Consider the following 24,875-nt stretch of genomic DNA (forward strand, 5'->3'; position numbering starts at 1 on the left):
AGCGTTGGATGAGGAGAGGATGTCCGTGGGACCCGTCGCACCGAGGATCCTGCGGCCCGAGCACCCCACCCCCAGGCCGCTCACCGGTCTCGTCGAGGCGTTCGAGCTGACGGTCGAAGCCGATCTCGACGGGATCGAGGTCACGGGCGTCACGCTCGACTCGAGCGACGTCGAGCCCGGCGACCTGTTCGCGGCGCTGCCCGGCGCCCGGCGTCACGGCGCCGAGTTCGCCGCCGCGGCCCTCGAGCAGGGCGCGGTCGCGGTCGTCACCGACCCGGCCGGTGCCGCGATGCTCGAGACCGGCGCACCCGTCATCGTGCTCGACGACCCCCGCGCCGCGCTCGGCGAGATCTCCGCCTGGGTGTACCGCACGGGCGAGGACCGCCCGCGGCTCTTCGGCGTCACCGGCACGAACGGCAAGACCTCGACCTCCTTCATGCTCGAGGGCCTGCTCGCCGACCTCGGCTTCGTCACGGGCCTGTCGACGACCGCCGAGCGGCACGTCGGCGACCTCGTCGTGACGTCGAAGCTCACGACCCCGGAGGCGAGCGAGCTGCACGCCCTGCTCGCCCGCATGCGCGAGGCCGGCGTGCGCGCCGCCGTGCTCGAGGTGAGCGCGCAGGCGATCGAGCGGCACCGCATCGACGGCGTCGTCTTCGACGTCGTCGCGTTCACGAACCTCAGCCACGACCACCTCGACGACTACGGCTCGATGGACGCGTACTTCGACGTGAAGGCCGAGCTCTTCACGCCCGATCGCGCCGAGCGCGGGGTCGTGTGCGTCGACACCGAGTGGGGCCGCCGCATCGCCGAGCGCAGCCGCATCCCCGTCACGACCGTCACGAGCGAGCCGGGCGTCGACGCCGACTGGCACGTCGACATCTGGGAGGAGACCCCCTCCTCCACCTCGTTCACGCTCACGGGCATCGACGGCGGCGCCGTCGAGGTGCAGATCCCCTTCATCGGCCGCCACATGGCGATCGACGCGGCGATCGCGATCCTCATGCTCGTCGAGGACGGCTTCGAGATGGACGCGATCGCCGAGGTCATCGACCGTGGCATGCGCCCGACGCTCCCCGGCCGCATCGAGCGCGTCTCGGGCGAGGAGGGCCCCGCGGTCTTCCTCGACTACGGCCACAGCCCCGACGCCTTCGTGCAGACCCTCGAGGCGCTCCGGCGCGTCACCGAGGGGCGCCTCGTCATGCTGTTCGGCGCCGACGGCGACCGCGACGCGACGAAGCGCGCCGACATGGGACGCATCGCCGCCGAGCTCGCCGACGCCGTCGTCGTCACCGACTTCAACCCGCGCACCGAGGACGCCGCGAGCATCCGCGCCCAGGTGCTGGGCGGCGCTCGCGCCGCCGCGGGCGGCAAGCCCGTCATCGAGTCGTCGCCCGAGGAGGCGGCGATCCGCGAGGCGCTGCGCCTCGCCGGCCCCGGCGACACCGTGCTGTGGGCCGGGCCCGGCGACGCCGACTACCGCGACGTCGCGGGGGTGCGCGAGCCGTTCGACGCGCGCGCCGAGGCGCGCCGCGCGCTCGAGGAGGCCGGCTGGCCCACCGAGGAGCGCGGCGAGCGCCCGGCGCGGGACGTGCGCTGATGCTCCGGATGCGCGCCCGCGAGATCTCGGCGGCCGTCGGGGGAGCGCTCCACGGCGACGACGTGCTCGTGACGGGCTCGGTCGAGACCGACTCGCGCCTCGTCGCGGCCGGCGGCGTCTTCGTCGCGATGCCGGGCGAGTCGACCGACGGCCACCGCTTCGTCGACGCGGCCGTCGCCGCGGGCGCCGCGCTCGTCATCGCCGAGCGCCCGCTCGAGCAGGCCGTGCCGCACATCGTGGTCGACTCCGGCGTCGTCGCGCTCGGCGCGCTCGCCGCCGACGTCATCCGGCGCGTGCGCGAGGCGGGCGCGCTCACCGTCATCGGCGTCACCGGCTCGAACGGCAAGACGACGACGAAGAACATGCTGCAGGCGATCCTCGAGCAGCACGGGCCCACCGTGAGCCCGATCAAGTCGTTCAACAACGAGGTCGGCGCCCCGATGACGATGCTGCGCATCGACGAGTCGACGCGGTACCTCGTGCTCGAGATGGGTGCGAGCTACGAGGGCGACATCGCCCGCCTGACGGCCATGTCGCATCCGGACGTCGGGGTCGTGCTCAAGGTCGGGCTCGCCCACGCGGGCGAGTTCGGCGGCGTCGAGGCGACGACGCGCGCGAAGACCGAGATGGTGCAGGACCTCGGCTCCCACCACGTCGCCGTGCTCAACCGCGACGACGAGCGCGTCGCGGGGATGGCCCGGTCGACGCGCGCGCGCATCGCGTGGTTCGGCACCTCGCCCGGCCCCGCCGACGAGCCGACGACCCTGTGGGCGGGCGACGTCGACTCGACGCTCGAGGGCACGATCGCGACCGTCCACCGCGGCGACGAGTCGTGGCCGCTGCGCCTGCGCATCCTCGGCGAGCACCACGTCATGAACGCGCTCGCCGCGCTCACCGTCGCCGACGCGCTCGGCCTCGACCTCGAGCGCGCCGTCGGGGCGCTCGGGAGCCTCGAGCGCGCGGAGCGCTGGCGCATGGAGCTGCTCGAGCCCGGTGGCGGCATCACGGTCATCAACGACGCCTACAACGCGAGCCCCGACTCGATGGCCGCCGCGATCCGCTCGCTCGCGCACATGACGCGCGGGGCGCAGCGCCGCTCGATCGCCGTGCTCGGCGAGATGGGCGAGCTCGGCGCGCTCTCGACCGAGGAGCACGACCGCATCGGCCGGCTCGCGGTGCGCGTGCGCATCGACCGGCTCGTCGTCGTCGGGAGCGCGGCGAAGGCGATCCACGACGCGGCCGAGCTCGAGTCATCGTTCGGCCAGGACACGGCGTGGGTCGAGACGGCAGAGGAGGCCGAGGCGCTGCTGCGATCGAGCCTCGAGCCCGGCGACGTCGTGCTCGTGAAGTCGTCGCTCTCCGCGGGCCTCAAGGACCTCGGCGACCGGATCGGGGGCCGCTAGATGCTCGTGCTCATCGCCTCCGCCGGCATCGCCCTGCTCGTCTCGCTGCTCGCGACGCCGCTGTTCATCCGCGGCTTCGCGCGGATCGGCTGGGGCCAGTTCATCCGCGACGACGGCCCGCAGTCGCACCACACGAAGCGCGGCACGCCCACCATGGGCGGCCTCATCTTCATCGTCGCGATCCTCGCGGGCTACTTCGGCGGGAAGCTCGTCGGGCAGGACCCGCCGACCGTGCCCGTGCTGCTCGTGCTGCTGCTCATCGTCGGGATGGGCGTCGTCGGCTTCGTCGACGACTTCCTGAAGATCTCGAACCAGCGCTCGCTCGGCCTCGGCGGCTGGGCGAAGGTGCTCGGCCAGCTCGTCGTCTCGGTCGCGTTCGGGGTGCTCGCCGTCACCGTGCCGGTCGGCCCGAGCGGCCGGCCCGTCGTCGATCCGGTCATCTCGGGCGTCCGCGACATCCCGTGGCTCGACCTCGCGCCGTGGGGCGCGCTCGGCGTCATCGTCTTCGTGCTGTGGATCACGCTCATCAACGTCTCGGCGGCGAACGCGGTCAACGTCACCGACGGGCTCGACGGCCTCGCGACCGGCTCGATGATCATCTCGATGATCGGCTACGCCTTCATCGCCTTCTGGCAGTTCAACCAGTCGTGCTTCACGCCCGGCGCGGCGGAGGAGGATCTCTTCCGCTGCTACGACGTGGCGCAGCCGCTCGACGTCGCGACGCTCGCGGCCACGATCGCCGCCGCGCTCATCGGCTTCCTGTGGTGGAACACGAGCCCCGCGCAGGTGTTCATGGGCGACGTCGGCTCCCTCGCGCTGGGCGGCGCGCTCGCGGGCCTCGCGGTCATGACCGACACCCACCTGCTGCTGCTGCTCATCGCGGGCCTGCCGATCATCACGACCGGCTCCGTCATCGTGCAGCGCGCCTACTTCAAGATCACGGGCGGCAAGCGCATCTTCCTCATGAGCCCGCTGCACCACCACTTCGAGCTCAAGGGCTGGGCCGAGATCACGGTCGTCGTGCGCTTCTGGATCATCGCGGGGCTCTGCGTCGCGGCGGGCGTCGGCCTGTTCTACTTCCAGTGGCAGGTGGCGACGCCGTGAGCCGGCTCGACGACCTCACCTCGTGGCACGCCGATTGGAAGGGCCTCCGCGTCGCGGTGCTCGGCCTCGGCGTGACGGGCTTCGCGGCGGTCGACACGCTCGTCGAGCTCGGCGCCGACGTCACCGCGATCGCCGAGCGCGTCGACGACGAGCGACGGACGATCCTCGGCGTGCTCGGCGTGCCGATCGTCGAGGCCGGCCGCGACGAGTCGCCGGCGGCGCTGTCGGAGGCGGAGCTCGTGATCGCCTCGCCAGGGCTGCGCCCCGACCACCCGTGGCTGACCGCGGCCGCCGAGCGGGGCATCCCGATGTGGGGCGACATCGAGCTCGCGTGGCGCGTGCGCGACAGGGTGCGCGCCGCGGAGTGGATCCTCGTCACCGGCACGAACGGCAAGACCACGACGACCCAGCTCACCGCGCACATGCTGCGCGAGGCGGGCAGGCGCGTCGCGCCGGTCGGCAACATCGGCACGCCCGTGCTCGACGCCGTGCGCGACCCCGAGGGCTTCGACGCGCTCGTCGTCGAGCTCTCGAGCTTCCAGCTCCACAGCCTCCCCGTCGACGGCCCCGGCGCGCTCTGGCCGCACTCGGCCGCGTGCCTCAACATCGACGATGACCACCTCGACTGGCACGGGTCGGCGGATGCGTACCGCGCCGCCAAGGGGAAGGTGTACGGCAACGCTCGCGTCGCGGCGGTCTACAACGTGGAGGACGACGCGACCATGCGGCTCGTCGAGGACGCCGACGTCGTCGAGGGCTGCCGCGCGATCGGCTTCTCGCTCGGCGTGCCGGGCCCGAGCGACCTCGGCATCGTCGATGGCGTGCTCGTCGATCGCGCCTTCCTCGACGAGCGCCGCTCGAGCGCGCTCGAGCTCGCGCACCTCGACGACCTCGAGCCCGCGGGGCTCCGCTCGCCCCACATGGCGCGCAACGTGCTCGCGGCCGCCGCGCTCGCCCGCGCGGTCGGCGCCGATCCTGCCCACGTGCGCGAGGCCATCCGCTCGTTCCGGCTCGACCGCCACCGCACCGAGCTCGTCGCGATCGTCGACGGCGTGCGCTTCGTCGACGACTCGAAGGCGACGAACCCGCACGCGGCCGAGGGCTCGCTCAGCGCCTTCGACCCCGTCGTGTGGATCGTCGGCGGGCTCTTCAAGGGCGCCGACGTCGCCCCGCTCGTCGCGAAGCACGCGCCGCGCGTCGCCGCCGCGGTCGTGATCGGCGTCGACCGCGCGCCCGTCGTGGAGGCGTTCGCACGACACGCGCCCGGCATCCCGGTCGTCGAGGTCGACACGCCCGACACTGGATCGGTGATGCGGATCGCCGTCGAGGCGGCCGCATCGCACGCCGAGCCAGGCGCGACGGTCCTGCTGGCCCCGGCGGCGGCATCCATGGACCAGTTCGTTGACTACGCGGAGCGCGGCGACCGGTTCGCCGACGCGGTGCGGGAGAGGGGGGCTCGTGGCGACCACGACGGCTCCCGCCCCGGCGGCTGAGGCCCGACCGGCCGGCATGGGCCGACGCGCGCTCGTGCGCGTGCGCGCGGTCTTCGGCGCGCCGACCCTCAACGCGGCCCTGCTCTCGGGCACGACGCTCTTCCTCGTCGCGTTCGGCCTCATCATGGTGCTCTCGTCGTCGTCGGTCGAGTCCTACGTCGCGGGCGGCTCCTTCTTCACCGACTTCGCGAAGCAAGCGGCGTTCGCGGCCGTGGGCGTCGTGCTCATGCTGCTCGCGGCCCGCATGCCCGCCACGACGTGGCAGCGCCTCGCGTGGCTCGGCATCATGCTCGGCATCGCGCTGCAGGTGCTCGTCTTCACGCCCCTCGGCTTCGGCGCGAACGGCAACCGCAACTGGATCGGCATCGGCGGCTTCTCGCTCCAGCCGTCCGAGTTCGTGAAGGTCGCGCTGTGCGTGTGGCTCGCGATGATCATGACGCGCAAGCAGTCGCGCATCCACGGCTTCTGGCAGGCGTGGATCCCGGCGGGCCCCGTCGCGGGCCTCTCGATCGGCCTCGTCCTCCTCGGCAGCGACCTGGGCACCGTCGTCATCATGGCGCTGCTGTCGTTCGGCGCGCTGTGGTTCGCGGGCGTCAAGTGGTGGCACCTCGTGCTGCCCGCCGTCGGGCTCGGCCTGCTCGCCGTCCCGGTCGTGCTCTCGAGCCCGTCGCGCGTGCGCCGCGTGACCGCCTTCATCCAGGGCTGCACCGACGCCGACTACTACTCCGGCTGCTGGCAGCAGCTGCACGGCACGTGGGCGCTCTCCGCGGGCGGCCTCTTCGGCGTCGGGCTCGGCAACTCGAGCGCGAAGTGGTCGTGGCTGCCAGAGGCCGACAACGACTACATCTTCGCGATCATCGGCGAGGAGCTCGGGCTGCTCGGCGCCGCCGTCGTGCTCGCGCTGTTCGCGCTCCTCGCGTGGACGATGCTGCGCATCGTGCGCCACGCGTCGTTGCAGATGACGCGCGTCGTCACGGGCGCCGCGATGGTGTGGCTCGTCGGCCAGGCGATCGTCAACATCGGCGTCGTGCTCGGCCTGCTGCCCGTGCTCGGCGTGCCGCTGCCGTTCATCTCCTCCGGCGGCTCTCAGCTCATCGCGGCGCTGCTCATCGTCGGCATCGTGCTCTCGCTCGAGCGGGTCGACAACCCGACCGTGCGCGGCGCGCTCCTCGAGGCGCGGGACTGACGATGCGCGTCCTGCTCGCCGGCGGCGGCACCGCCGGCCACGTGAACCCCCTGCTCGCGACCGCGCAACGGCTCCGCGAGCGGCACCCGGGCGCCGAGCTCGTCGTGCTCGGCACGCGCGAGGGGCTCGAGCGCGAGCTCGTGCCGCGCGCGGGCCTCGAGCTCGCCACGATCGAGAAGCTGCCCTTCCCGCGCCGCCCCGACCTCGCCGCGCTGCGGTTCCCGGGCCGCTGGCGACGCGCGGTCGCCGAGGTGCGCGCGCTCATCCGCGAGCGGCGCATCGAGGTCGTCGTCGGCTTCGGCGGCTACGCGTCGGCCCCCGCCTACCGCGCCGCGCGGCTCGAGCGCGTGCCGATCGTCATCCACGAGGCCAACGCGAAGCCCGGCATGGCCAACCTGCTCGGCGCTCGCTGGACCGAGTTCGTCGGCATCTCCTACCGCTCGACGAGGCTGCCGGGCGAGCTCGTCGGCATGCCGCTGCGCCCCGAGATCACCGCCCTCGACCGGGCTGGCCTCCGCGCCGAGGCGCTCGCCGAGCTCGGCCTCGACGCCGAACGGCCGACGCTGCTCGTCACGGGCGGCTCGCAGGGCGCCCGCTCGATCAACCGCGCGATCGTCGCCGCCGCGGCCGACATCGTCGACGCCGGGTGGCAGATCCTGCACCTCTCGGGGGGACGCCAGACCGACTTCGAGCCCGCGACCGTGCCGCACTACGTCGCGATCGAGTACCTCGACCGCATGCACCTCGCGCTCGCCGCCGCCGATCTCGTCGTGTGCCGCGCCGGGAGCCTCACGGTCTCCGAGCTCATGGCCGTCGGGCTGCCGGCGATCTACGTGCCGCTGCCCTACGGCAACGGCGAGCAGGGCCTCAACGCGGCCGACCAGGTGGCGGCCGGGGGAGCCGAGCTCGTCGCCGACGCCGACTTCACGGCAGAATGGGTGCGCGCGCGGCTCGTGCCGCTGCTGCGGGACGCCGATCGCCTCGCGGCGATGGCCTCCGCCTCCGCGGGAGCCGGCGCGAGCGACGGCAGCGACCGGATGTGCGATCTCATCGAGCGGGCCGCCGCCACGAGGAGGCAGCCGTGATCGAACCAGACCTGACCCAGCCGATCCCCGAGTCGATCGAGCGCGTGCACTTCATCGGCATCGGCGGCTCGGGCATGTCGGGCATCGCGCACATGATGCTCGACGCCGGCATCGCCGTCTCGGGCTCCGACCGCTCCGGCTCGGCGACCGTCGACCGGCTGCGTGAGCGCGGCGCGAGCGTCGCGATCGGCCACGCCGCCGCGAACCTCGCCGGCGAGGGCGAGCACCGGGCGGATGCGGTGGTCGTCACGAGCGCGCTGTGGCCCGACAACCCCGAGCTGCTCGCGGCGCGCGAGGCCGGCATCCCCGTGCTGCACCGCTCGCAGGCCCTCCACGTGCTCGCGCGCGGCAAGCGCGTCGTCGCCGTCGCCGGCGCGCACGGCAAGACGACCACGACCGGCATGCTCGTCGTCGGGCTGCACGGCCTCGGGATCGAGGCGGGATTCGTCAACGGCGGCATCATCGCCGGGCTCGGCGTCTCGAGCGGCCACGGCGACTCCGACGTGTTCGTGATCGAGGCCGACGAGTCCGACGGCTCGTTCCTGCTCTACGACGTCGCCGTCGCGCTCATCACGAACGTCGACACCGACCACCTCGATCACTACGGCACGCCCGAGGCGTTCGACGCCGCGTTCGCGGCGTTCGCGAACCGGGCGAGCGAGGCCGTCGTCATCTCGATGGACGACCCGGGCGCGCGCCGCGTGCGAGAGTCGATCACGCACGAGCGGGTCGTGACGTTCGGCGAGGCCGAAGGCGCCGACGTGCGCATCGTCGACGTCCGCCTCGGCGAGAGCGCCGAGTGCACCGTCGAGGTCGCCGGCACCCGCTTCGAGCTCTCCGCCGGCGTGCCCGGCAGGCACAACGCCGTGAACGCGGCGGGCGCCCTCGCGACCCTCGTCGCGCTCGGCATCGCCCCCGCCGACGCGGCTCGGGCGCTCGCCGCCTTCCGCGGCACCGGCCGCCGCTTCGAGCTCCACGGCGAGCGGCGCGGCGTGCGGGTCTTCGACGACTACGCGCACCACCCCGCCGAGGTCGACGCGGCGCTCACGGCCGCCCGCAGCGTCATCGGCGACGGCCGGATCATCGCGATCCACCAGCCGCACCTCTACACCCGCACGCGCGACATGGCCGCCGACTTCGCGGCCGTGTACGAGCGCGTCGCCGACCACACCGTCGTGCTCGACGTCTACGGCGCGCGCGAGGACCCGATCCCCGGCGTCACCGGCGCGCTCGTCGCCGAGCGCTTCGCCGACCCCGCCGACGTCGACTACCTGCCCGACTGGCAGCGCGCGGCCGAGCGCGCGGCTGCGCTCGCGCGCGAGGGAGACATCATCGTGACGCTCTCGTGCGGCGACGTGTACCGCATCATCCCGCAGGTGCTCTCGGCGCTCGAGGAGGGCGGCGAGGCGTGAGGCGACCCGACGGCTTCGAGCCGGTCGAGCCCGAGCCCCGCGCGACCGAGGCCGAGGAGGCGGGGGAGCGGCCCGTCGACCTCGCCGAGCTCGTGCGCGCGCGCCGCGAGGCGCTCCGGCGGGAGGCGCTCGAGCGCGAGGCCGCCGAGGCCGTGCCGCAGCGGCGCTGGGCGCTGAGCGCCTACGGCGACCTCGACGAGGGCGAGGCGGCGGATGCCGACGGCGCCGACGCGGGGACGGCGCCGGTCGGGCCGCTCGTCGAGGGCGGCTCGCACGCCCAGCGCGTCGACCGGGCATGGCGCGAGGCGGAGCGCGAGCAGCGGCGCGCCGAGCGCGCCGAGGCACGGGAGGCGGCGCGCGCCGCGCGGGTCGCGAAGCGCGCGCGCGTGCGCCGCGAGCGCGCGGAGGTGCGACGCTTCACGGCCGCGCGCCGCAGGCAGCTGCGCACCGCGCTGCTGGCCGTGGGCGGTCTCGCGGTCGCGCTCGCCGTGCTCGTCGGGCTCGTCTGGTCGCCGCTCATGTCGGTGCGCGAGGTGCGCGTCGAGGGCACCGAGCGCCTCGGCGCCGCCGCCGTGCAGCAAGCGCTCGCCGACTCGATGGGCCAGCCCATCGCGACGGTCACCGAGGAGGGCGTCGCCGAGCGCCTCCGGTCCATCCCGCAGATCGAGTCCTTCCGGGTCGACATCGTGCCGCCGTCGACCGTGATCGTGCGGATCGTCGAGCGCGAGCCCGCGGCCATCGTGCCGGGGGATGCTGGCGAGGTCGTGATCGACGCGGCTGGCGTCGTGCTCGGCGGGGTCGACGAGTCGACCGCCGCGCTCCCGCGGCTCGACGGCGTCGAGGTCGGCACCGAGGAGTTCGAGGCGGCCGCGACCGTGCTCGTGTCGGTGCCGAGGAGCGTGCTCGAGGCGACCGCGACGATCGCGGCGCCGACCCCGTCCGACATCCAGCTCTCCCTGCACAGCGGGCAGACGGTGCTGTGGGGCGGCGCCGACGAGAGCCAGCTCAAGGCCGACGTGCTCGCCGCGCTGCTCGAGACGCAGGACCCGGCGCTCGCGGTCATCCTCGACGTGAGCGCCCCCGAGACGCCCGTCGTCCGCGGCTCCTGACGCCCGTCGGCGGCGTCCCGAGCGCCCCCTGGCGCCTCGAAGAATCTGACGATTCTTTTTCTTGTCCCGACCTGCGCCGACACACCGAGTCGCTCCCGGCCGAGCGCCTCCGCCGCCCGTACCGTCGGAGCCGTCAGCATGAAGTGAGGAATTCTCTAAACTTCAACTAGAGGTTGAGAGTTCGATCGAGGGGCCGGGACCGTGACTTCCAACAACAACTACCTCGCCGTCATCAAGGTGGTCGGTGTGGGCGGCGGCGGCGTGAACGCCGTGAACCGCATGATCGACCTCGGCCTGCGCGGCGTCGAGTTCATCGCCATCAACACCGACGCGCAGGCGCTGCTGCTCAGCGACGCCGACGTCAAGCTCGACGTCGGCCGCGAGCTCACCAAGGGCCTCGGCGCGGGCGCCGACCCCGAGGTCGGCCGTCGCGCTGCCGAGGACCACGCGGAGGAGATCGAGGAGGCGCTCGCCGGCGCCGACATGGTCTTCGTCACCGCTGGCGAGGGCGGCGGCACGGGCACGGGCGGCGCGCCCGTCGTCGCTCGCATCGCCAAGAGCCTCGGCGCGCTCACCGTCGGCGTCGTGACGAAGCCGTTCTCGTTCGAGGGCCGCCGCCGCCAGGCGCAGGCCGAGGCCGGCGTCGAGGCGCTCAAGAACGAGGTCGACACGCTCATCGTCGTGCCGAACGACCGCCTGCTCGAGATCAGCGACATGGGCATCTCGATGGTCGAGGCCTTCGAGACCGCCGACCAGGTGCTGCTCGCGGGCGTGCAGGGCATCACCGACCTCATCACGACGCCGGGCCTCATCAACGTCGACTTCGCCGACGTGAAGTCGGTCATGCAGGGCGCGGGCTCCGCGCTCATGGGCATCGGCTCCTCGCGGGGCGCCGACCGGGCGATCAAGGCGGCGGAGCTCGCCGTCGCGAGCCCGCTGCTCGAGGCCAAGATCGACGGCGCCCACGGCGTGCTGCTCTCGATCCAGGCGGGCAGCAACCTCGGCATCCACGAGACCTACGACGCGGCGAAGCTCGTGCAGGAGGCCGTGCACCCCGAGGCGAACATCATCTTCGGCACCGTCATCGACGACACGCTCGGCGACGAGGTGCGCGTGACGGTCATCGCCGCGGGCTTCGACGGCGCCGGCCCGATCGCGAAGGACGACGACTCGGTCATCCGCACCGCGGCGCGCACCGAGATGGGCCTGCGCGAGTCGTCGCACAGCGCCCCGAGCGCGCAGGAGGCGCCCGCCGAGCGACGGCCGATCCCGGCCCCGCCCGTCGCCGACCACCTCACCGGTCCCGTGCAGCCGCTCACCCAGGTGGACGAGGAGGAGGACGAGTTCCTCCCCGACTTCCTCCGCTGACGTGACCGACACCCCCGCCGCGCGCCTGGCCGCGTTCCTCGACGAGCTCGAGGGCGCGCGCCGGGGGCGCGAGGTGACGCTCGTCGTCGTGACGAAGCTCCACCCGGCCTCGCTCGTGCGCGAGCTCGCCGAGGCGGGGCACCGGCACTTCGGCGAGAGCCGGCACCCGGAGTCGCGCGACAAGGCGGCCGAGCTCGAGGACCTCGGGCTCACGTGGCACTTCGTCGGCCAGCTGCAGCGCAAGAAGGCGCGGCAGGTCGCCCGCTACGCCGACGTGCTGCACTCCATCGACTCCGTCGACCTCGTCGAGGCGCTCGAGGGCGGCGAGCCGGGCGACGAGCGCCCGGTGCGCGACGCGCTCGTGCAGATCAACCTGACCGACGACCCCGGCCGCGGCGGCGTCGCGCCCGCGGGGCTCGACGCGCTCGCCGAGCGCGTCGCCGCATCGCCCGCGCTCCGGCTCCGGGGCGTCATGGCGGTCGCGCCGCTCGGCGAGGAGCCGGCGCGCGCCTTCGAGCGGCTCGCCTCGCTCGCCGAGCGCGTGCGATCGATCGACCCCGACGCCGACTGGATCTCCGCCGGCATGAGCGGCGACTGGCGCGAGGCGCTCGACCACGGCGCGACACACCTGCGCATCGGCACGGCAATCACGGGAAACCGTGCGACCGGCTTATAGCGTGAACCCAGCCACGAGGAGGATCCCATGAGCAACGCACTCAAGAAGGCTGCGATCTACTTCGGCTTCGCCGAGGAGGACGAGCTGACCCAGGAGGTCCGTCCTGTCGAGCGGGCCGAGAGCGAGGAGCGCGCGCCCCAGCCCGTGCGCGAGCGCGCGGCGGAGGAGCCGCGCCGCGCACCCGTCACGAAGCTCCGCGCGAGCCAGAAGGTGAACGACATGAGCGAGATCCTCACGGTGCACCCGCGCCAGTACAAGGACGCGAAGGCGATCGCCGAGGCGTTCCGCGCCGGCACGCCGGTGATCATCAACCTGTCGCAGATGACCGACGGCGACGCGCGTCGACTGATCGACTTCTCCGCCGGGCTCACGCAGGGCCTCGAGGGCCGCATCGAGCGCGTGACGACGAAGGTCTACCTCCTCACCCCCGAGCACATCGCCGTCTCCGGCACGCGCTCGATCGACGAGGACGCCGACTCGGCCGTCTTCTCGCACTGACGCGCGCCCAGTGCTGCTCGTCTCGATCCTCGCCTGGGTCGTCCACACCGCCGCGCTGCTCGCGTTCTACCTCCTCTTCGCGCGCATCGTCGTCGACCTCGTGCGACAGGTGCGGCGCGACTGGCGGCCGACGGGCTTCTGGCTCGTCGTGTCGGTGTGGATCCTGCGGCTGACCGACCCGCCGCTGCGGTTCGTGCGCCGGTTCGTGAAGCCCGTGCGCGTGGGCGGCGCGATGCTCGACCTCGCGATGGTCGTGCTCATGCTCGCGCTGCTGCTCGTCATGACCATCGTCGGTCCCTTCCGGCTCCTGCCCGCCTGAGCGCTCGCTCGGTCGGCGCTTGGCTAGGATCGACAGAACGCCGTCCGCGGGCGGGTACAGTGAATCTGCGCTGCAGGCCCGCTCGGGCCGGGCAGCCGACGAAGAAAGGCAAGCCATGGCACTGACTCCTGACGACGTCGTCCACAAGCGCTTCGAGACGACGCGCTTCCGCGACGGCTACGACCAGGACGAGGTCGACGACTTCCTCGACGAGGTCGTCACCGAGCTGCGTCGCCTCATCGAGGAGAACGACGGGCTCCGGGCCGAGAACGAGCAGCTCCGCCAGGGCATCGCCCCCGCCGAGCCCGCGCCGGCCGCCGAGGTCGACACCGCCGAGCTCGACGCCCTGCGGGCCGAGAACGAGCAGCTCAAGCAGCAGCTCGCCGAGCGCGACGCCGCGCCGGTCGAGCAGGCCGAGCCCGTCGCAGCCGCCGAGCCCGAGAGCGCTCAGGTCGACACCGCCGAGCTCGACGCCCTCCGCGCCGAGAACGAGCAGCTCAAGCAGCAGCTCGCCGAGCAGCAGGAGAGCGCCGCGCAGGCCGCGCCGGCCGCCGAGGCGGCGAACCCCGTGCAGACCGAGGCCAACAGCCTCATCGTGCTCGCGCAGCGCCTGCACGACGAGCACGTCGCCGAGGGCGAGCGCAAGCGCGACGAGCTCGTCGCCGCCGCTGAGCTGACCGCCCAGCAGATCGAGGAGGCCGCCGAGGAGCGCAAGTCGCTGCTCGAGCAGGAGTTCGACCAGACCAAGGCCCGCCTCGACGAGCAGAAGGGCCTGCTCGAGCAGAAGATCGACGAGCTCAAGAGCTTCGAGCGCGACTACCGACTCAAGCTGCGCGGCTACATCGAGAGCCAGCTGCGCGACCTCGACCGGTCGTCGTCGCTCGCCTTCGGCGGCCAGGGCGGCAGCTGAGCCGCTCGGTGACGCTCGACGCTGCACCCGAGACCCCGGGCGCGGCCCCGGCGGCGCGCTCCTGGCGCACGCTGGGGCTCGTGCTCGGGGTCGCGGCGCTCGTCTGGCTCGGTGACTTCCTCGCGAAGGAGTGGGTCATCGCCGAGATGGGCGAGGGGGAGCGCCGGCAGGTGCTCGGCGAGGTGCTCCAGTGGCACTTCGTGCGGAACCCCGGCGCGGCGTTCTCGCTCGCGGCCGGCTCGACCTGGATCTTCACGATCCTCGCCGCCGCGGTCGTCGTGGTGATCATCACGCAGCTGCGACGCATCCGCTCCATCTGGTGGGCGGCCGCGTTCGGCGGCCTCCTCGGCGGCACGCTCGGCAACCTCACCGACCGCCTCACGCGCGAGCCGGGCTTCTTCGTCGGCCACGTCGTGGACTTCATCCAGGTGTGGGGATTCCCGGCGATCTTCAACGTCGCCGACATCTTCATCGTCTCGTCGATGATCGGCATCGTGCTGCTCGTGCTGCTGAACATCGGCCTCGACGGGCAGCGGCACACCGACGAGCCGAAGGCGGCGGATGCGTCCGGCGAACCGGGTGCTGACGCAGAGGGCGCGCGCGACTGATGGAGTCCCGCTTCCTGCAGGTGCCGCCCGGGCTCGACGGCTCGCGCGCCGACGCCGGCATCGCGCGGCTGCTCGGCCTCTCGCGCACCGCGGTCGTCGCGATGCTCGAGAGCGGCGGCGCCGTGCAGGACGGCGCCGTGCTCGGCAAGTCCGATCGGCTGCGCGGCGACGCGTGGCTCGACCTCTCGTGGCAGCCGCGCGAGGAGCCCACGATCGTCGCGACGCCCGTGCCCGACCTCGGCATCGTGCACGACGACGACGACATCGTCGTGGTCGACAAGCCCGCGGGCGTCGCGGCGCACCCGAGCATGGGCTGGCAGGGGCCGACGGTCGTCGGGGCGCTCGCCGCCGCCGGCTTCCGCATCGCGACCTCCGGCGCGGCCGAGCGCCAGGGCGTCGTGCACCGGCTCGACGCCGGCACGAGCGGCCTCATGGTGGTCGCGAAGAGCGAGCGCGCCTACTCGCGGCTCAAGGCCGCCTTCCACGACCGCGAGGTCGAGAAGACCTACCACGCGGCGGTGCAGGGCCACCCCGATCCGCTCGCGGGCACGATCGACGCGCCCATCGGGCGGCATCCCAATCATGAGTGGCGCTTCGCGGTCGTCGCGAGCGGCAAGCACGCCGTGACGCACTACGAGACGCTCGAGGCGTTCCGCGGCGGCAGCCTGCTCGAGGTGCAGCTCGAGACGGGGCGCACCCATCAGATCCGCGTGCACATGGCGGCCAGGAGGCATCCGTGCCTCGGCGACGCGATGTACGGCGCCGACCCCACGGTGAGCGCCCGGCTGGGGCTCGAGCGGCAGTGGCTGCACGCGGTGCGGCTCGGCTTCAAGCACCCCGGCACCGGGGAGTGGGCGGTCTTCTCGTCCGAGCCCTCACCGGAGCTCGCGCACGCGCTCGAGGTCCTGCGCGAGGACTGACAGCCGGCGCGCGAGCCGCCGCCCGCCGTGGGCGCCCCGCCGTAGGATCGAGGGGCCATGGCAGACTCCTTCGCGCACCTCCACGTCCATACCGAGTACTCGATGCTCGACGGCGCCGCTCGCATCAACGAGCTCATGAAGGCCGTGCAGGAGGAGGGGATGCCGGCGGTCGCGATGACCGACCACGGGAACGTCTTCGGCGCCTACGAGTTCTGGAAGGCGGCGCGCGCGCAGGGCGTCAAGCCGATCATCGGCACCGAGGCGTACATCACGCCCGGCACGCACCGCAGCGAGAAGACGCGCGTGAAGTGGGGCGGAGCCGACGCGTCGCCCGGCGACGACGTCTCGGGCAGCGGCGCGTACACGCACATGACGCTGCTCGCCGAGAACGACGAGGGGCTGCGCAACCTCTTCCGGCTCTCGTCCTACGCCTCGATGGAGGGCTTCTACTTCAAGCCCCGCATGGACCGCGAGCTGCTCGAGCGCTACTCGACCGGGCTCATCGCGACGACCGGCTGCCCCTCGGGCGAGGTGCAGACGCGGCTGCGGCTCGGGCAGTTCGACGCCGCGCTCGAGGCGGCCGCGAGCTACCGCGACCTCTTCGGCGCCGACAACTACTTCCTCGAGATCATGGACCACGGGCTCGAGATCGAGCGGCGCGTCAAGGACGACCTGCTCGAGATCGGCTCGCGCCTCGGCCTGCCGCTGCTCGCGACGAACGACCTGCACTACACGCACGCGGAGGACGCGAAGAGCCACGAGGCGCTGCTGTGCGTGCAGTCGGGCTCGACCATGGACGACCCGAACCGCTTCCGGCTCGAGGGCGGCGGCTACTACGTCAAGTCGGCCGCCGAGATGCGCCACCTCTTCCGCGACCTCGAGGGCGCGAGCGACAACACGCTGCTCGTCGCCGAGCGGTGCGACGTGCAGTTCGACGAGTCGGCGAACTACATGCCGCGCTTCCCGGTGCCCGAGGGCCACACGGAGGAGTCGTGGTTCCGGCACGAGGTGCAGGTGGGCCTCGAGCGCCGCTACCCGGGCGGCATCCCCGACGCCGTCCACCGCCAGGCGGAGTACGAGATGGGCGTCATCTCGAACATGGGCTTCCCGGGCTACTTCCTCGTCGTCGCCGACTTCATCAACTGGGCGAAGGACAACGGCATCCGCGTCGGCCCCGGCCGCGGCTCGGGCGCCGGCTCGATGGCCGCCTACGCGATGCGCATCACCGACCTCGACCCGCTCGAGCACGGCCTCATCTTCGAGCGCTTCCTCAACCCCGACCGCGTCTCGATGCCCGACTTCGACATCGACTTCGACGACCGGCGGCGCCCCGAGGTCATCCGGTATGTGACCGAGAAGTACGGCTCGGAGCGCGTGGCCCAGATCGTCACGTACGGCACGATCAAGTCGAAGCAGGCGCTCAAGGACGCATCCCGCGTGCTCGGCTTCCCCTTCGGGATGGGCGAGAAGCTCACGAAGGCGATGCCGCCCGCGGTGATGGGCAAGGACATCCCGCTCTCGGGCATCTTCGACGAGAAGCACGAGCGCTACAAGGAGGCCGGCGACGTGCGGGCGGTCATCGAGACCGACCCCGACGCGAAGACCGTCTTCGAGACCGCGCGCGGGCTCGAGAACCTCAAGCGCCAGTGGGGCGTGCACGCGGCGGGCGTCATCATGTCGTCCGACCCGCTCATCGACATCATCCCGATCATGAAGCGCGAGCAGGACGGCGCGATCATCACGCAGTTCGACTACCCCGCGTGCGAGTCGCTCGGCCTGATCAAGATGGACTTCCTCGGGCTCCGCAACCTCACGATCGTCTCGGATGCGCTCGACAACATCCGCGCGAACCGGGGGGAGGAGCTCGACCTCGAGACGCTCCCGCTCGACGATCGCGGCGCGTACGAGCTGCTGCAGCGCGGCGACACGCTCGGCGTCTTCCAGCTCGACGGCGGGCCGCTGCGCTCGCTCCTGCGGCTCATGAAGCCCGACAGCTTCGGCGACATCTCGGCCGTCATCGCGCTCTACCGGCCGGGCCCGATGGGCGCCGACTCGCACACGAACTACGCGCTGCGCAAGAACGGGCTGCAGGAGATCACGCCGATCCACCCGGAGCTCGAGGAGCCGCTCGCCGAGATCCTCGCCGAGAGCTACGGCCTCATCATCTACCAGGAGCAGGTGATGGCGGTCGCGCAGAAGGTCGCCGGCTACTCGCTCGGCCAGGCCGACATCCTGCGGCGCGCGATGGGCAAGAAGAAGAAGGCCGAGCTCGACAAGCAGTTCGAGGCCTTCTCGGGCGGCATGCTCGAGCGCGGCTACTCGGCCGCCGCTGTCAAGGCCCTCTGGGACATCCTGCTGCCCTTCTCGGACTACGCGTTCAACAAGGCGCACTCCGCCGCCTACGGCGTCATCTCCTACTGGACCGCCTACCTCAAGGCGCACTACCCGGCCGAGTACATGGCGGCGCTGCTGACGAGCGTCGGCGACTCGAAGGACAAGATGGCGCTCTACCTCTCGGAGTGCCGCCGGATGGGCATCACGGTGCTCCCGCCGGACGTCAACGAGTCGTCGCTCTACTTCACGGCCGTCGGCGACGACATCCGCTTCGGCCTCGGCGCGGTGCGGAACGTCGGCGATGGCGTGGTCGACGGCATCATCACGGCGCGCACGCGCGAGGGCGCCTACTCGAGCTTCCACGACTTCCTGAAGAAGGTGCCGCTCGGCGTCGCGAACAAGCGCACGGTCGAGTCGCTCATCAAGTCGGGCGCGTTCGACAGCCTCGGCGCGACGCGTCGCGCGATGCTCGAGATCCACGAGGATGCGGTGGATGCCGCCGTCTCGATCAAGCGCAACGAGGCCAACGGGCAGGTCGACCTCTTCGGCGACATCTTCGACGACCTCGAGACCGTCGCCGACCGCGTGCCCGACCGCCCGGAGTGGGGCAAGAAGGACAAGCTCGCGTTCGAGCGCGAGATGCTCGGGCTCTACGTCTCCGACCACCCGCTCTCGGGGCTCGAGCTCGAGCTCGCGAAGCACGCGACGCACCAGATCCAGGACCTCGCCGACACGGCCGAGGACGGCGACACCGTCACGCTCGCGGGGCTCATCACGAACGTCCAGCACCGCGTGGCGCGCAACTCCGGCAACCAGTACGGCATCTTCTCGCTCGAGGACTTCGGCGGCGAGCTCGAGGTCATGGTGCTCGGGAAGACCTACACCGAGTTCCGGCCGGCGCTCGTGCCCGACCAGGTGGTCGTCGTGCGCGGCCGAGTGCGCACCCGCGACGACGGCTTCACGGTGCACGCGAACATGATCGACACCCCCGACGTGCAGCCGATCGACGAGAGCCGGCCGCTCGAGCTGCGGATCCCCGAGCGGCGCGCCTCGATGACGGCGATGCGCGAGCTGCGGTCACTGCTCGAGCGCCACTCGGGCCCGACCGACGTGCGGCTCGCGCTCGAGCGCCCCGAGGTGCTGCGGGTCTTCTCGCTGCCGCAGAAGGTGCGCGTCTCGAGCGACCTCTTCGGCGAGATCAAGAGCCTGCTCGGCCCCGCCTCGATCGCCTGACCCGCTCCGCGCCACCCGCGCACGCCGCCCCGCCCGTGAGTGGCGCCCGCGGCAGGTGAGTGGCGCCCGCGGCAGGTGAGTGGCGCCCGCGGTGGGTGAGTGGCGCCCGCGGTGGGTGAGTGGCGGACGACGCCGCCACTCACGTGCGGGAGCCGCCACTCAGGCGCGGGAGGCGCCACTCGGCGGCAGGGCGGGGGCGGCGCGGGCGGGCGCGGCGAATACGATGGAGGTCATGCTCCGACGACTCGACCTCACGACGCTGCCCGGGGATCAGGAGCTGCGCGCGCTGCTGCCGCGGCCGGCCGTCGACGTCGAGCGGGCCCTGCCCGCCGCGCAGGAGCTCATCGCCGACGTGCGCGAGCGCGGCGCCGACGCGCTCGTGGCACAGGCCGAGCGCTTCGACGGCGTGCGGCCGGCCGACCTCCGCGTGCCGAGCGAGGCGGTCGAGCGCGCGCTCGCCGAGCTCGATCCCGCCGTGCGCACCGCCCTCGAGACGGCGATCGCCCGCGTGCGCGTCGGCTCCGCCGCGCAGGTGCCGCCGCCGAGCTCGGTCGAGCTCGCGCCGGGCGCGGTGGTCGAGCTGCGCTGGCAGCCGGTCGACCGCGTCGGCCTCTACGTGCCGGGCGGCAAGGCCGTCTACCCCTCGAGCGTCGTCATGAACGTCGTGGCGGCCCAAGCGGCGGGCGTCGGCTCGATCGCGGTCGCGAGCCCCGCGCAAGCCGAGCACGGCGGCCTCCCGCACCCGACGATCCTCGCCGCGTGCGCGCTGCTCGGCGTCGACGAGGTCTACGCGATGGGCGGCGCCGGCGCGATCGGCGCCTTCGCGCACGGCGTTCCGGGCATCGGCCTCGAGCCCGTCGACGTCGTCACCGGCCCCGGCAACGTCTTCGTCGCCGCCGCGAAGCGCGCCGTCGCGGGCCGCGTGCGCGTCGACGCGGAGGCTGGCCCGACCGAGATCCTCGTGATCGCCGACGAGAGCGCCGATCCCGAGCTCATCGCCGCCGACCTCGTGAGCCAGGCCGAGCACGACGAGCTCGCGGCGGCCGTGCTCGTGACCGACAGCACCGACCTCGCCGACCGCGTCGACGCATCCGTCGCCCGCCGCGCGGCCGCGACCGCCGCCGCCGAGCGCGTCGCGACGTCGCTCGCCGGTGAGCAGTCGGCGATCGTGCTCGTCGCCGACCTCGAGGCCGCCGCGCGCGTGAGCGACGCCTACGCGCCCGAGCACCTCGAGATCCAGACCCGCGACGACGACGGGGTGCTCGCGCGCATCCGTCACGCAGGTGCGATCTTCCTCGGCGCGCACGCGCCCGTGAGCCTCGGCGACTACGCCGCCGGCTCCAACCACGTGCTGCCGACGGGCGGCCAGGCGCGACGCGTCGCGGGACTCGGCGCCGCGACCTTCCTGCGACCGCAGCAGGTCGTGCGCTACGACCGCGCGGCGCTCGAGGCGGTGCGCGCCGATGTCGTCGCGCTCGCCGGCGCCGAGGGCCTGCCCGCGCACGGCGAGGCGATCGACGCCCGATTCGAGGAGGCGCGCTGATGCACTGCCCGTTCTGCCGCAACCCAGACTCGCGCGTCGTCGACTCGCGCACGACCGACGACGGCACGTCGATCCGCCGCCGGCGCCAGTGCACCGAGTGCGGGCGCCGGTTCACGACCGTCGAGACCGCGAGCCTCTCGGTCGTGAAGCGCTCGGGCGTGCTCGAGCCCTTCCGGCGCGAGAAGGTCATCGAGGGCGTGCGGAAGGCCGTGCGCGGGCGCCCCGTCACCGACGCCGACCTCGCGAGCGTCGCGCAAGCGGTCGAGGAGAGCGTGCGCGCGACCGGCGCGAGCCAGATCGACGCGAACGAGATCGGCCTCGCGGTGCTGCCGCCGCTGCGCGCGCTCGACGAGGTCGCCTACCTCCGCTTCGCGAGCGTCTACAACGCCTTCGACTCGCTCGACGACTTCGAGTCGGCCATCCGGGCGCTCCGCGAGGAGCGCGCGGCGGCGGCGGACGGCGCCGAGGACGACCGGTGACCGCCTACGACCTGCTCTTCCGGCACGGCTTCGCGCACATCGATCCCGAGCGCGCGCACCACCTCGGCGCCGCCGCGATCCGCGCGATCGGCGCCGCGCGCCCCGGGGTGCGGACGGATGCGCGGCTGACGACGCAGGCGCTCGGCCGTCGGTTCCCGACCCCGTTCGGCGTCGCGGCGGGCTTCGACAAGGACGCGACGATGATCGCGGGCCTCGGCGCGCTCGGCTTCGGCCACGTCGAGGTCGGCACGATCACGGCGCGCGCGCAGCCCGGCAACGAGCGGCCGCGCCTGTTCCGGCTCGTCGACGACCGCGCGCTCGTCAATCGGATGGGCTTCAACAACGGGGGAGCGGCGGCCGCCGCCGAGCGCATCGCGGCCGCTCGCGAGGCGCGCTCCCGCCCGGTGATCGGCGTCAACATCGGCAAGAGCCGCGTCGTCGACGCCGATGACGCCGCGGCCGTCGAGGCCGACTACCTGCACTCGGCGCGCCTGCTCGCGCCGGTCGCCGACTACCTCGCCGTCAACGTCTCCTCGCCGAACACGCCGGGCCTCCGCGGCCTGCAGGAGGAGCGGGTGCTCGAGCCGCTGCTCGCCGCCGTGCGCGAGGCGGCCGGCGCGGTGCCCGTGCTCGTGAAGATCGCGCCCGACCTCGACGACGAGCAGGTCGCGGGCATCGCCGCGCTCGCCACCCGGCTCGAGCTCGCCGGCATCATCGCGACGAACACGACGATCCGCCGCGACGGGCTGCGGACGGCAGCGGATGCGGTGGCTCGCGCGGGCGCGGGCGGCCTGTCGGGGCCTCCGGTCGCGTCGCGCTCGCTCGCGGTGCTCCGCCTGCTGCGCGCCGAGCTGCCCGGCTCGATCGACGTCGTCTCGGTCGGCGGCGTCGAGACGGCCGCCGACGTGCGCGAGCGGCTCGAGGCGGGCGCCGCGCTCGTGCAGGGCTACACGGGCTTCATCTACCGCGGGCCGGGGTGGGCGCGCGAGATCAACCGCGGGCTGCTCGCCGGCTGACCGCGCCGACCGAGCCGACCGAGCGAGCCGCTCCGGCGGCTACTCCGGGTACTTGAAGAGCTTCGTCTTCGGCTTCGGCATGCGCATGAACGGCAGCTGCACCGACCGCATGGTCGCGTACCAGCCGTGCCCCTTCGCATCCTTCTCGCCGAACTTGCCGCGGATCGCGCGCCGCAGCTGCCACGCCATGAAGACGGAGTCGAGGATGACGACGATCACGAAGCCCCACAGCACGAGGTTCGCGATGAGGCGCCACTGCGGGTCGTTGAGGAACGTCATGACGAGCACGACGATCATCATCGGCATCGCGAGCGTGCCGATCGACAGGCGCGCGTCGACGAAGTCGCGCACGTAGCGGCGCACCGGGCCCTTGTCGCGCGCCGGCAGGTACTTCTCGTCGCCCGCCTCGAAGCCGCGGCGCGCCTTCTCGCGCTCCGCGCGCATCTTGTCCTGCATCTGGCGGCGGGCTTCCTTGCGGTCCTCCGGCACGAGCGGCCGGCGGTTGCGGGCGACCTGCTCCGACTGCTTGGGCGTGCGACGGCCCGAGGGCTCGGGAGCGGCGACGGCCTTGTCGTCGGCGGAACGGCGGAACAGGGCCACGGGGAGGTCCTTCTCGTTGTGTGCCAGGGGAGCCCCCATCCTACCGCCGCGCGCGTGCCGTGCCCGCGCCTAGGATCGAGCGCATGACTCTCGCCTCCGCTGACTCCAGCGCGCTCTCCGAGCGCGACCAGGCCATCCTCGCCGCCGTCGACGCCGGGTTCGCCCGCGCGGTCGAGGATCTCAAGGGGCTCGTGCGCATCCCGTCCGTCTCGTGGGACGCCTACGACCCCGCGCACGTGCAGGAGAGCGCCGACGCGGTCGCCGCGCTCGCCGAGGGCACCGGCGTGTTCGAGCGCGTCTCGATCGAGCGCGCGCCGATCGGCGACACCGACCAGCTCGGCCAGCCCGCCGTGCTCGCGACGCGCGCGGCGCGGAACGGCAAGCCCTCGATCCTGCTCTACGCCCACCACGACGTGCAGCCGTGGGGCGACGAGGCGCTCTGGCGCACGCCGCCGTTCGAGCCCACCGAGATCGACGGCCGGCTCCACGGCCGCGGCGCCTCCGACGACAAGGCGGGCGTCATCACCCACCTCGCCGCCGTGCGCGCGCTCGCCGAGGTGCTCGACCCCGAGGTGGGCCTCGCGCTGTTCATCGAGGGGGAGGAGGAGCACGGCTCCCGCTCCTTCCAGCGCTTCCTCGAGCTCCACGCCGATGCGCTGCGCGCCGACGTCATCGTCGTCGCCGACAGCGACAACTGGTCGACCGAGACGCCCTCGCTCACCGTCGCGCTGCGCGGCAACGTCGCGCTCAACGTGCGCATCACGACGCTCGGCCACGCGAGCCACTCCGGCATGTACGGCGGGGCGGTGCCGGATGCGATGCTCGCGTTCGCGAAGCTCGCGGCGACGATCTGGGACGACGAGGGCTCGGTCGCGATCGAGGGGCTCACCGAGGCCGACCTCGACGTGCCCGAGCAGTCCGAGCAGCACCTCCGCGACGAGGCCGCCGTGCTCGACGGCGTCGAGCTCATCGGCACGGGCCCGCTGCTGCGGCGCCTCTGGGCGAAGCCCGCCGCGACGATCACCGGCGTCGACGCGCCGAGCGTGCCCGACGCATCCAACACGATCCTGCCGACGATGCGGTTCCGGCTCTCGACGCGCATCGCGCCGGGCCAGTCGGCCGCCGACGCGTTCGCTGCGATCGAGCGGCACCTGCGCGCCCACGCGCCCTTCGGCGCGCACCTCGAGATCACCGACGTCGACCTCGGCGACCCCTTCCTCGTCGACGCGAGCGGCTGGGGCGCCGAGGCGGCGAAGCGGGCGATGGCGGATGCGTGGGGTGCGGAGCCCGTCGAGGCCGGCATCGGCGGGTCCATCCCGTTCATCGCCGACCTCGTCGCGCAGTTCCCGGGCGCGCAGATCCTCGTGACGGGGGTCGAGGACCCGGGCACGATGGCGCACAGCCCGAACGAGTCGCAGCACCTCGGGGTGCTCAAGCGCGCGATCGGGGCCGAGGCGCTGCTGCTCGCGCGCGCGGGAGACCTCGAGGCGTAGACTGAGGGGCGCCGGCCCAGCCCGGCCGACTCGAAGGGAGCGAACCATGACGGATGTCGCGACGCACGGCGTCATGCTCACCGACACGGCCGCCGACAAGGTGCGCCGCCTGCTCGACCAGGAGGGCCGCGACGACCTGCGGCTGCGCGTCGCCGTGCAGCCGGGCGGATGCTCGGGGCTCATCTACCAGCTCTACTTCGACGAGCGGAGGCTCGACGGCGACGTCGTGCGCGACTTCGACGGCGTCGAGGTCATCGTCGACCGCATGAGCGTGCCCTACCTCGACGGCTCGACGATCGACTTCGAGGACACGATCCAGAAGCAGGGCTTCACGATGGACAACCCGAACGCGCAGGGCTCCTGCGCCTGCGGAGACTCGTTCCACTGATGGTCCTGGTCACCTCGGCGCGGGGCGCGCGACGCGATGCGTCGCGGGGCTCCTGCGCCTGCGGAGACTCGTTCCACTGATGGTCCTGGTCACCTCGG

Annotated in this window: 22 protein-coding genes; 21 read left to right on the top strand and 1 reads right to left on the bottom strand. The window is 73.0% G+C overall.

Annotated features, from left to right (window positions below; translation table 11 throughout):
* Positions 1-19: 19 nt before the first annotated feature.
* From L332_RS27820 to L332_RS30620, 19 genes are all read left to right on the top strand, one after another.
* Positions 20-1,600 carry a Mur ligase family protein gene (locus tag L332_RS27820; RefSeq protein ID WP_021011638.1) on the top strand — a complete coding sequence of 527 codons (1,581 nt, stop codon included), beginning with the start codon at positions 20-22 and terminating at the stop codon, positions 1,598-1,600.
* Positions 1,600-3,003 carry a UDP-N-acetylmuramoyl-tripeptide--D-alanyl-D-alanine ligase gene (locus tag L332_RS27825; protein ID WP_021011639.1) on the top strand — a complete coding sequence of 468 codons (1,404 nt, stop codon included), beginning with the start codon at positions 1,600-1,602 and terminating at the stop codon, positions 3,001-3,003. Before L332_RS27820 ends, L332_RS27825 begins: the two co-directional genes overlap by 1 nt.
* Complete coding sequence (gene mraY / locus L332_RS27830) at positions 3,004-4,107, top strand: phospho-N-acetylmuramoyl-pentapeptide-transferase (protein ID WP_021011640.1); 1,104 nt, start codon at positions 3,004-3,006, stop codon at positions 4,105-4,107.
* Positions 4,104-5,600, top strand: a complete 1,497-nt coding sequence (gene murD, locus L332_RS27835) for a UDP-N-acetylmuramoyl-L-alanine--D-glutamate ligase (RefSeq protein WP_021011641.1) — start codon at positions 4,104-4,106, stop codon at positions 5,598-5,600. The genes mraY and murD overlap by 4 nt, the downstream gene beginning before the upstream one ends.
* Positions 5,566-6,786 (top strand): putative lipid II flippase FtsW, encoded by a 1,221-nt coding sequence (gene ftsW / locus L332_RS27840; protein ID WP_021011642.1) that lies wholly within the window; start codon positions 5,566-5,568, stop codon positions 6,784-6,786. The genes murD and ftsW overlap by 35 nt, the downstream gene beginning before the upstream one ends.
* Before the next feature lie 2 nt (positions 6,787-6,788).
* A complete protein-coding gene (murG, locus tag L332_RS27845; protein ID WP_021011643.1) occupies positions 6,789-7,871 on the top strand; it encodes an undecaprenyldiphospho-muramoylpentapeptide beta-N-acetylglucosaminyltransferase in 1,083 nt (360 codons plus the stop codon).
* Entirely contained in the window at positions 7,868-9,283 is a 1,416-nt protein-coding gene (gene murC / locus L332_RS27850) for a UDP-N-acetylmuramate--L-alanine ligase (protein ID WP_021011644.1), read from the top strand. Before murG ends, murC begins: the two co-directional genes overlap by 4 nt.
* Positions 9,280-10,392 (top strand): FtsQ-type POTRA domain-containing protein, encoded by a 1,113-nt coding sequence (locus L332_RS0115765; RefSeq protein WP_021011645.1) that lies wholly within the window; start codon positions 9,280-9,282, stop codon positions 10,390-10,392. Before murC ends, L332_RS0115765 begins: the two co-directional genes overlap by 4 nt.
* Positions 10,393-10,593: 201 nt before the next feature.
* Complete coding sequence (ftsZ, locus tag L332_RS27855) at positions 10,594-11,760, top strand: cell division protein FtsZ (RefSeq protein ID WP_021011646.1); 1,167 nt, start codon at positions 10,594-10,596, stop codon at positions 11,758-11,760.
* A gap of 1 nt (position 11,761) precedes the next feature.
* Positions 11,762-12,436, top strand: a complete 675-nt coding sequence (locus L332_RS27860; protein WP_021011647.1) for a YggS family pyridoxal phosphate-dependent enzyme — start codon at positions 11,762-11,764, stop codon at positions 12,434-12,436.
* A 27-nt stretch (positions 12,437-12,463) separates the two neighbouring features.
* A complete protein-coding gene (locus L332_RS27865; RefSeq protein WP_021011648.1) occupies positions 12,464-12,934 on the top strand; it encodes a cell division protein SepF in 471 nt (156 codons plus the stop codon).
* A gap of 10 nt (positions 12,935-12,944) precedes the next feature.
* Positions 12,945-13,253 carry a YggT family protein gene (locus L332_RS27870; protein WP_021011649.1) on the top strand — a complete coding sequence of 103 codons (309 nt, stop codon included), beginning with the start codon at positions 12,945-12,947 and terminating at the stop codon, positions 13,251-13,253.
* Positions 13,254-13,368: 115 nt separating this feature from the next.
* Entirely contained in the window at positions 13,369-14,163 is a 795-nt protein-coding gene (locus tag L332_RS30905) for a DivIVA domain-containing protein (RefSeq protein WP_021011650.1), read from the top strand.
* An 8-nt stretch (positions 14,164-14,171) separates the two neighbouring features.
* Positions 14,172-14,771 carry a signal peptidase II gene (gene lspA / locus L332_RS27880; RefSeq protein ID WP_021011651.1) on the top strand — a complete coding sequence of 200 codons (600 nt, stop codon included), beginning with the start codon at positions 14,172-14,174 and terminating at the stop codon, positions 14,769-14,771.
* On the top strand, positions 14,771-15,691 hold the full coding sequence (locus L332_RS27885) for an RluA family pseudouridine synthase (RefSeq protein ID WP_021011652.1): 921 nt from the start codon (positions 14,771-14,773) through the stop codon (positions 15,689-15,691). Before lspA ends, L332_RS27885 begins: the two co-directional genes overlap by 1 nt.
* 57 nt (positions 15,692-15,748) lie before the next feature.
* Positions 15,749-19,258, top strand: coding sequence for a DNA polymerase III subunit alpha (dnaE, locus tag L332_RS27890; protein ID WP_021011653.1), 3,510 nt, complete (start codon positions 15,749-15,751; stop codon positions 19,256-19,258).
* 232 nt (positions 19,259-19,490) lie between these two features.
* Positions 19,491-20,801: a histidinol dehydrogenase gene (gene hisD / locus L332_RS27895; protein WP_021011654.1), complete on the top strand. Its 1,311-nt coding sequence runs from the start codon at positions 19,491-19,493 to the stop codon at positions 20,799-20,801.
* Complete coding sequence (gene nrdR / locus L332_RS30615) at positions 20,801-21,280, top strand: transcriptional regulator NrdR (protein ID WP_021011655.1); 480 nt, start codon at positions 20,801-20,803, stop codon at positions 21,278-21,280. The genes hisD and nrdR overlap by 1 nt, the downstream gene beginning before the upstream one ends.
* Positions 21,277-22,296 carry a quinone-dependent dihydroorotate dehydrogenase gene (locus L332_RS30620; protein WP_021011656.1) on the top strand — a complete coding sequence of 340 codons (1,020 nt, stop codon included), beginning with the start codon at positions 21,277-21,279 and terminating at the stop codon, positions 22,294-22,296. Before nrdR ends, L332_RS30620 begins: the two co-directional genes overlap by 4 nt.
* 39 nt (positions 22,297-22,335) lie before the next feature.
* Here the strand turns inward: L332_RS30620 and L332_RS27910 are convergent, their stop codons facing one another.
* Complete coding sequence (locus L332_RS27910; protein WP_021011657.1) at positions 22,336-22,896, bottom strand: DUF3043 domain-containing protein; 561 nt, start codon at positions 22,894-22,896, stop codon at positions 22,336-22,338.
* 83 nt (positions 22,897-22,979) lie between these two features.
* Between L332_RS27910 and L332_RS27915 the strand changes: the two genes are divergently transcribed.
* Both L332_RS27915 and L332_RS27920 read left to right on the top strand, forming a co-directional pair.
* The gene (locus tag L332_RS27915; RefSeq protein ID WP_021011658.1) at positions 22,980-24,389 is read left to right on the top strand and encodes a dipeptidase; all 1,410 of its coding nucleotides are present in this window, start codon (positions 22,980-22,982) and stop codon (positions 24,387-24,389) included.
* Between the two features lie 46 nt (positions 24,390-24,435).
* Complete coding sequence (locus tag L332_RS27920; protein WP_021011659.1) at positions 24,436-24,777, top strand: HesB/IscA family protein; 342 nt, start codon at positions 24,436-24,438, stop codon at positions 24,775-24,777.
* Positions 24,778-24,875: the final 98 nt, after the last annotated feature.

The organism is Agrococcus pavilionensis RW1, assembly GCF_000400485.1.
In the GTDB taxonomy this organism is placed as follows: domain Bacteria; phylum Actinomycetota; class Actinomycetes; order Actinomycetales; family Microbacteriaceae; genus Agrococcus; species Agrococcus pavilionensis.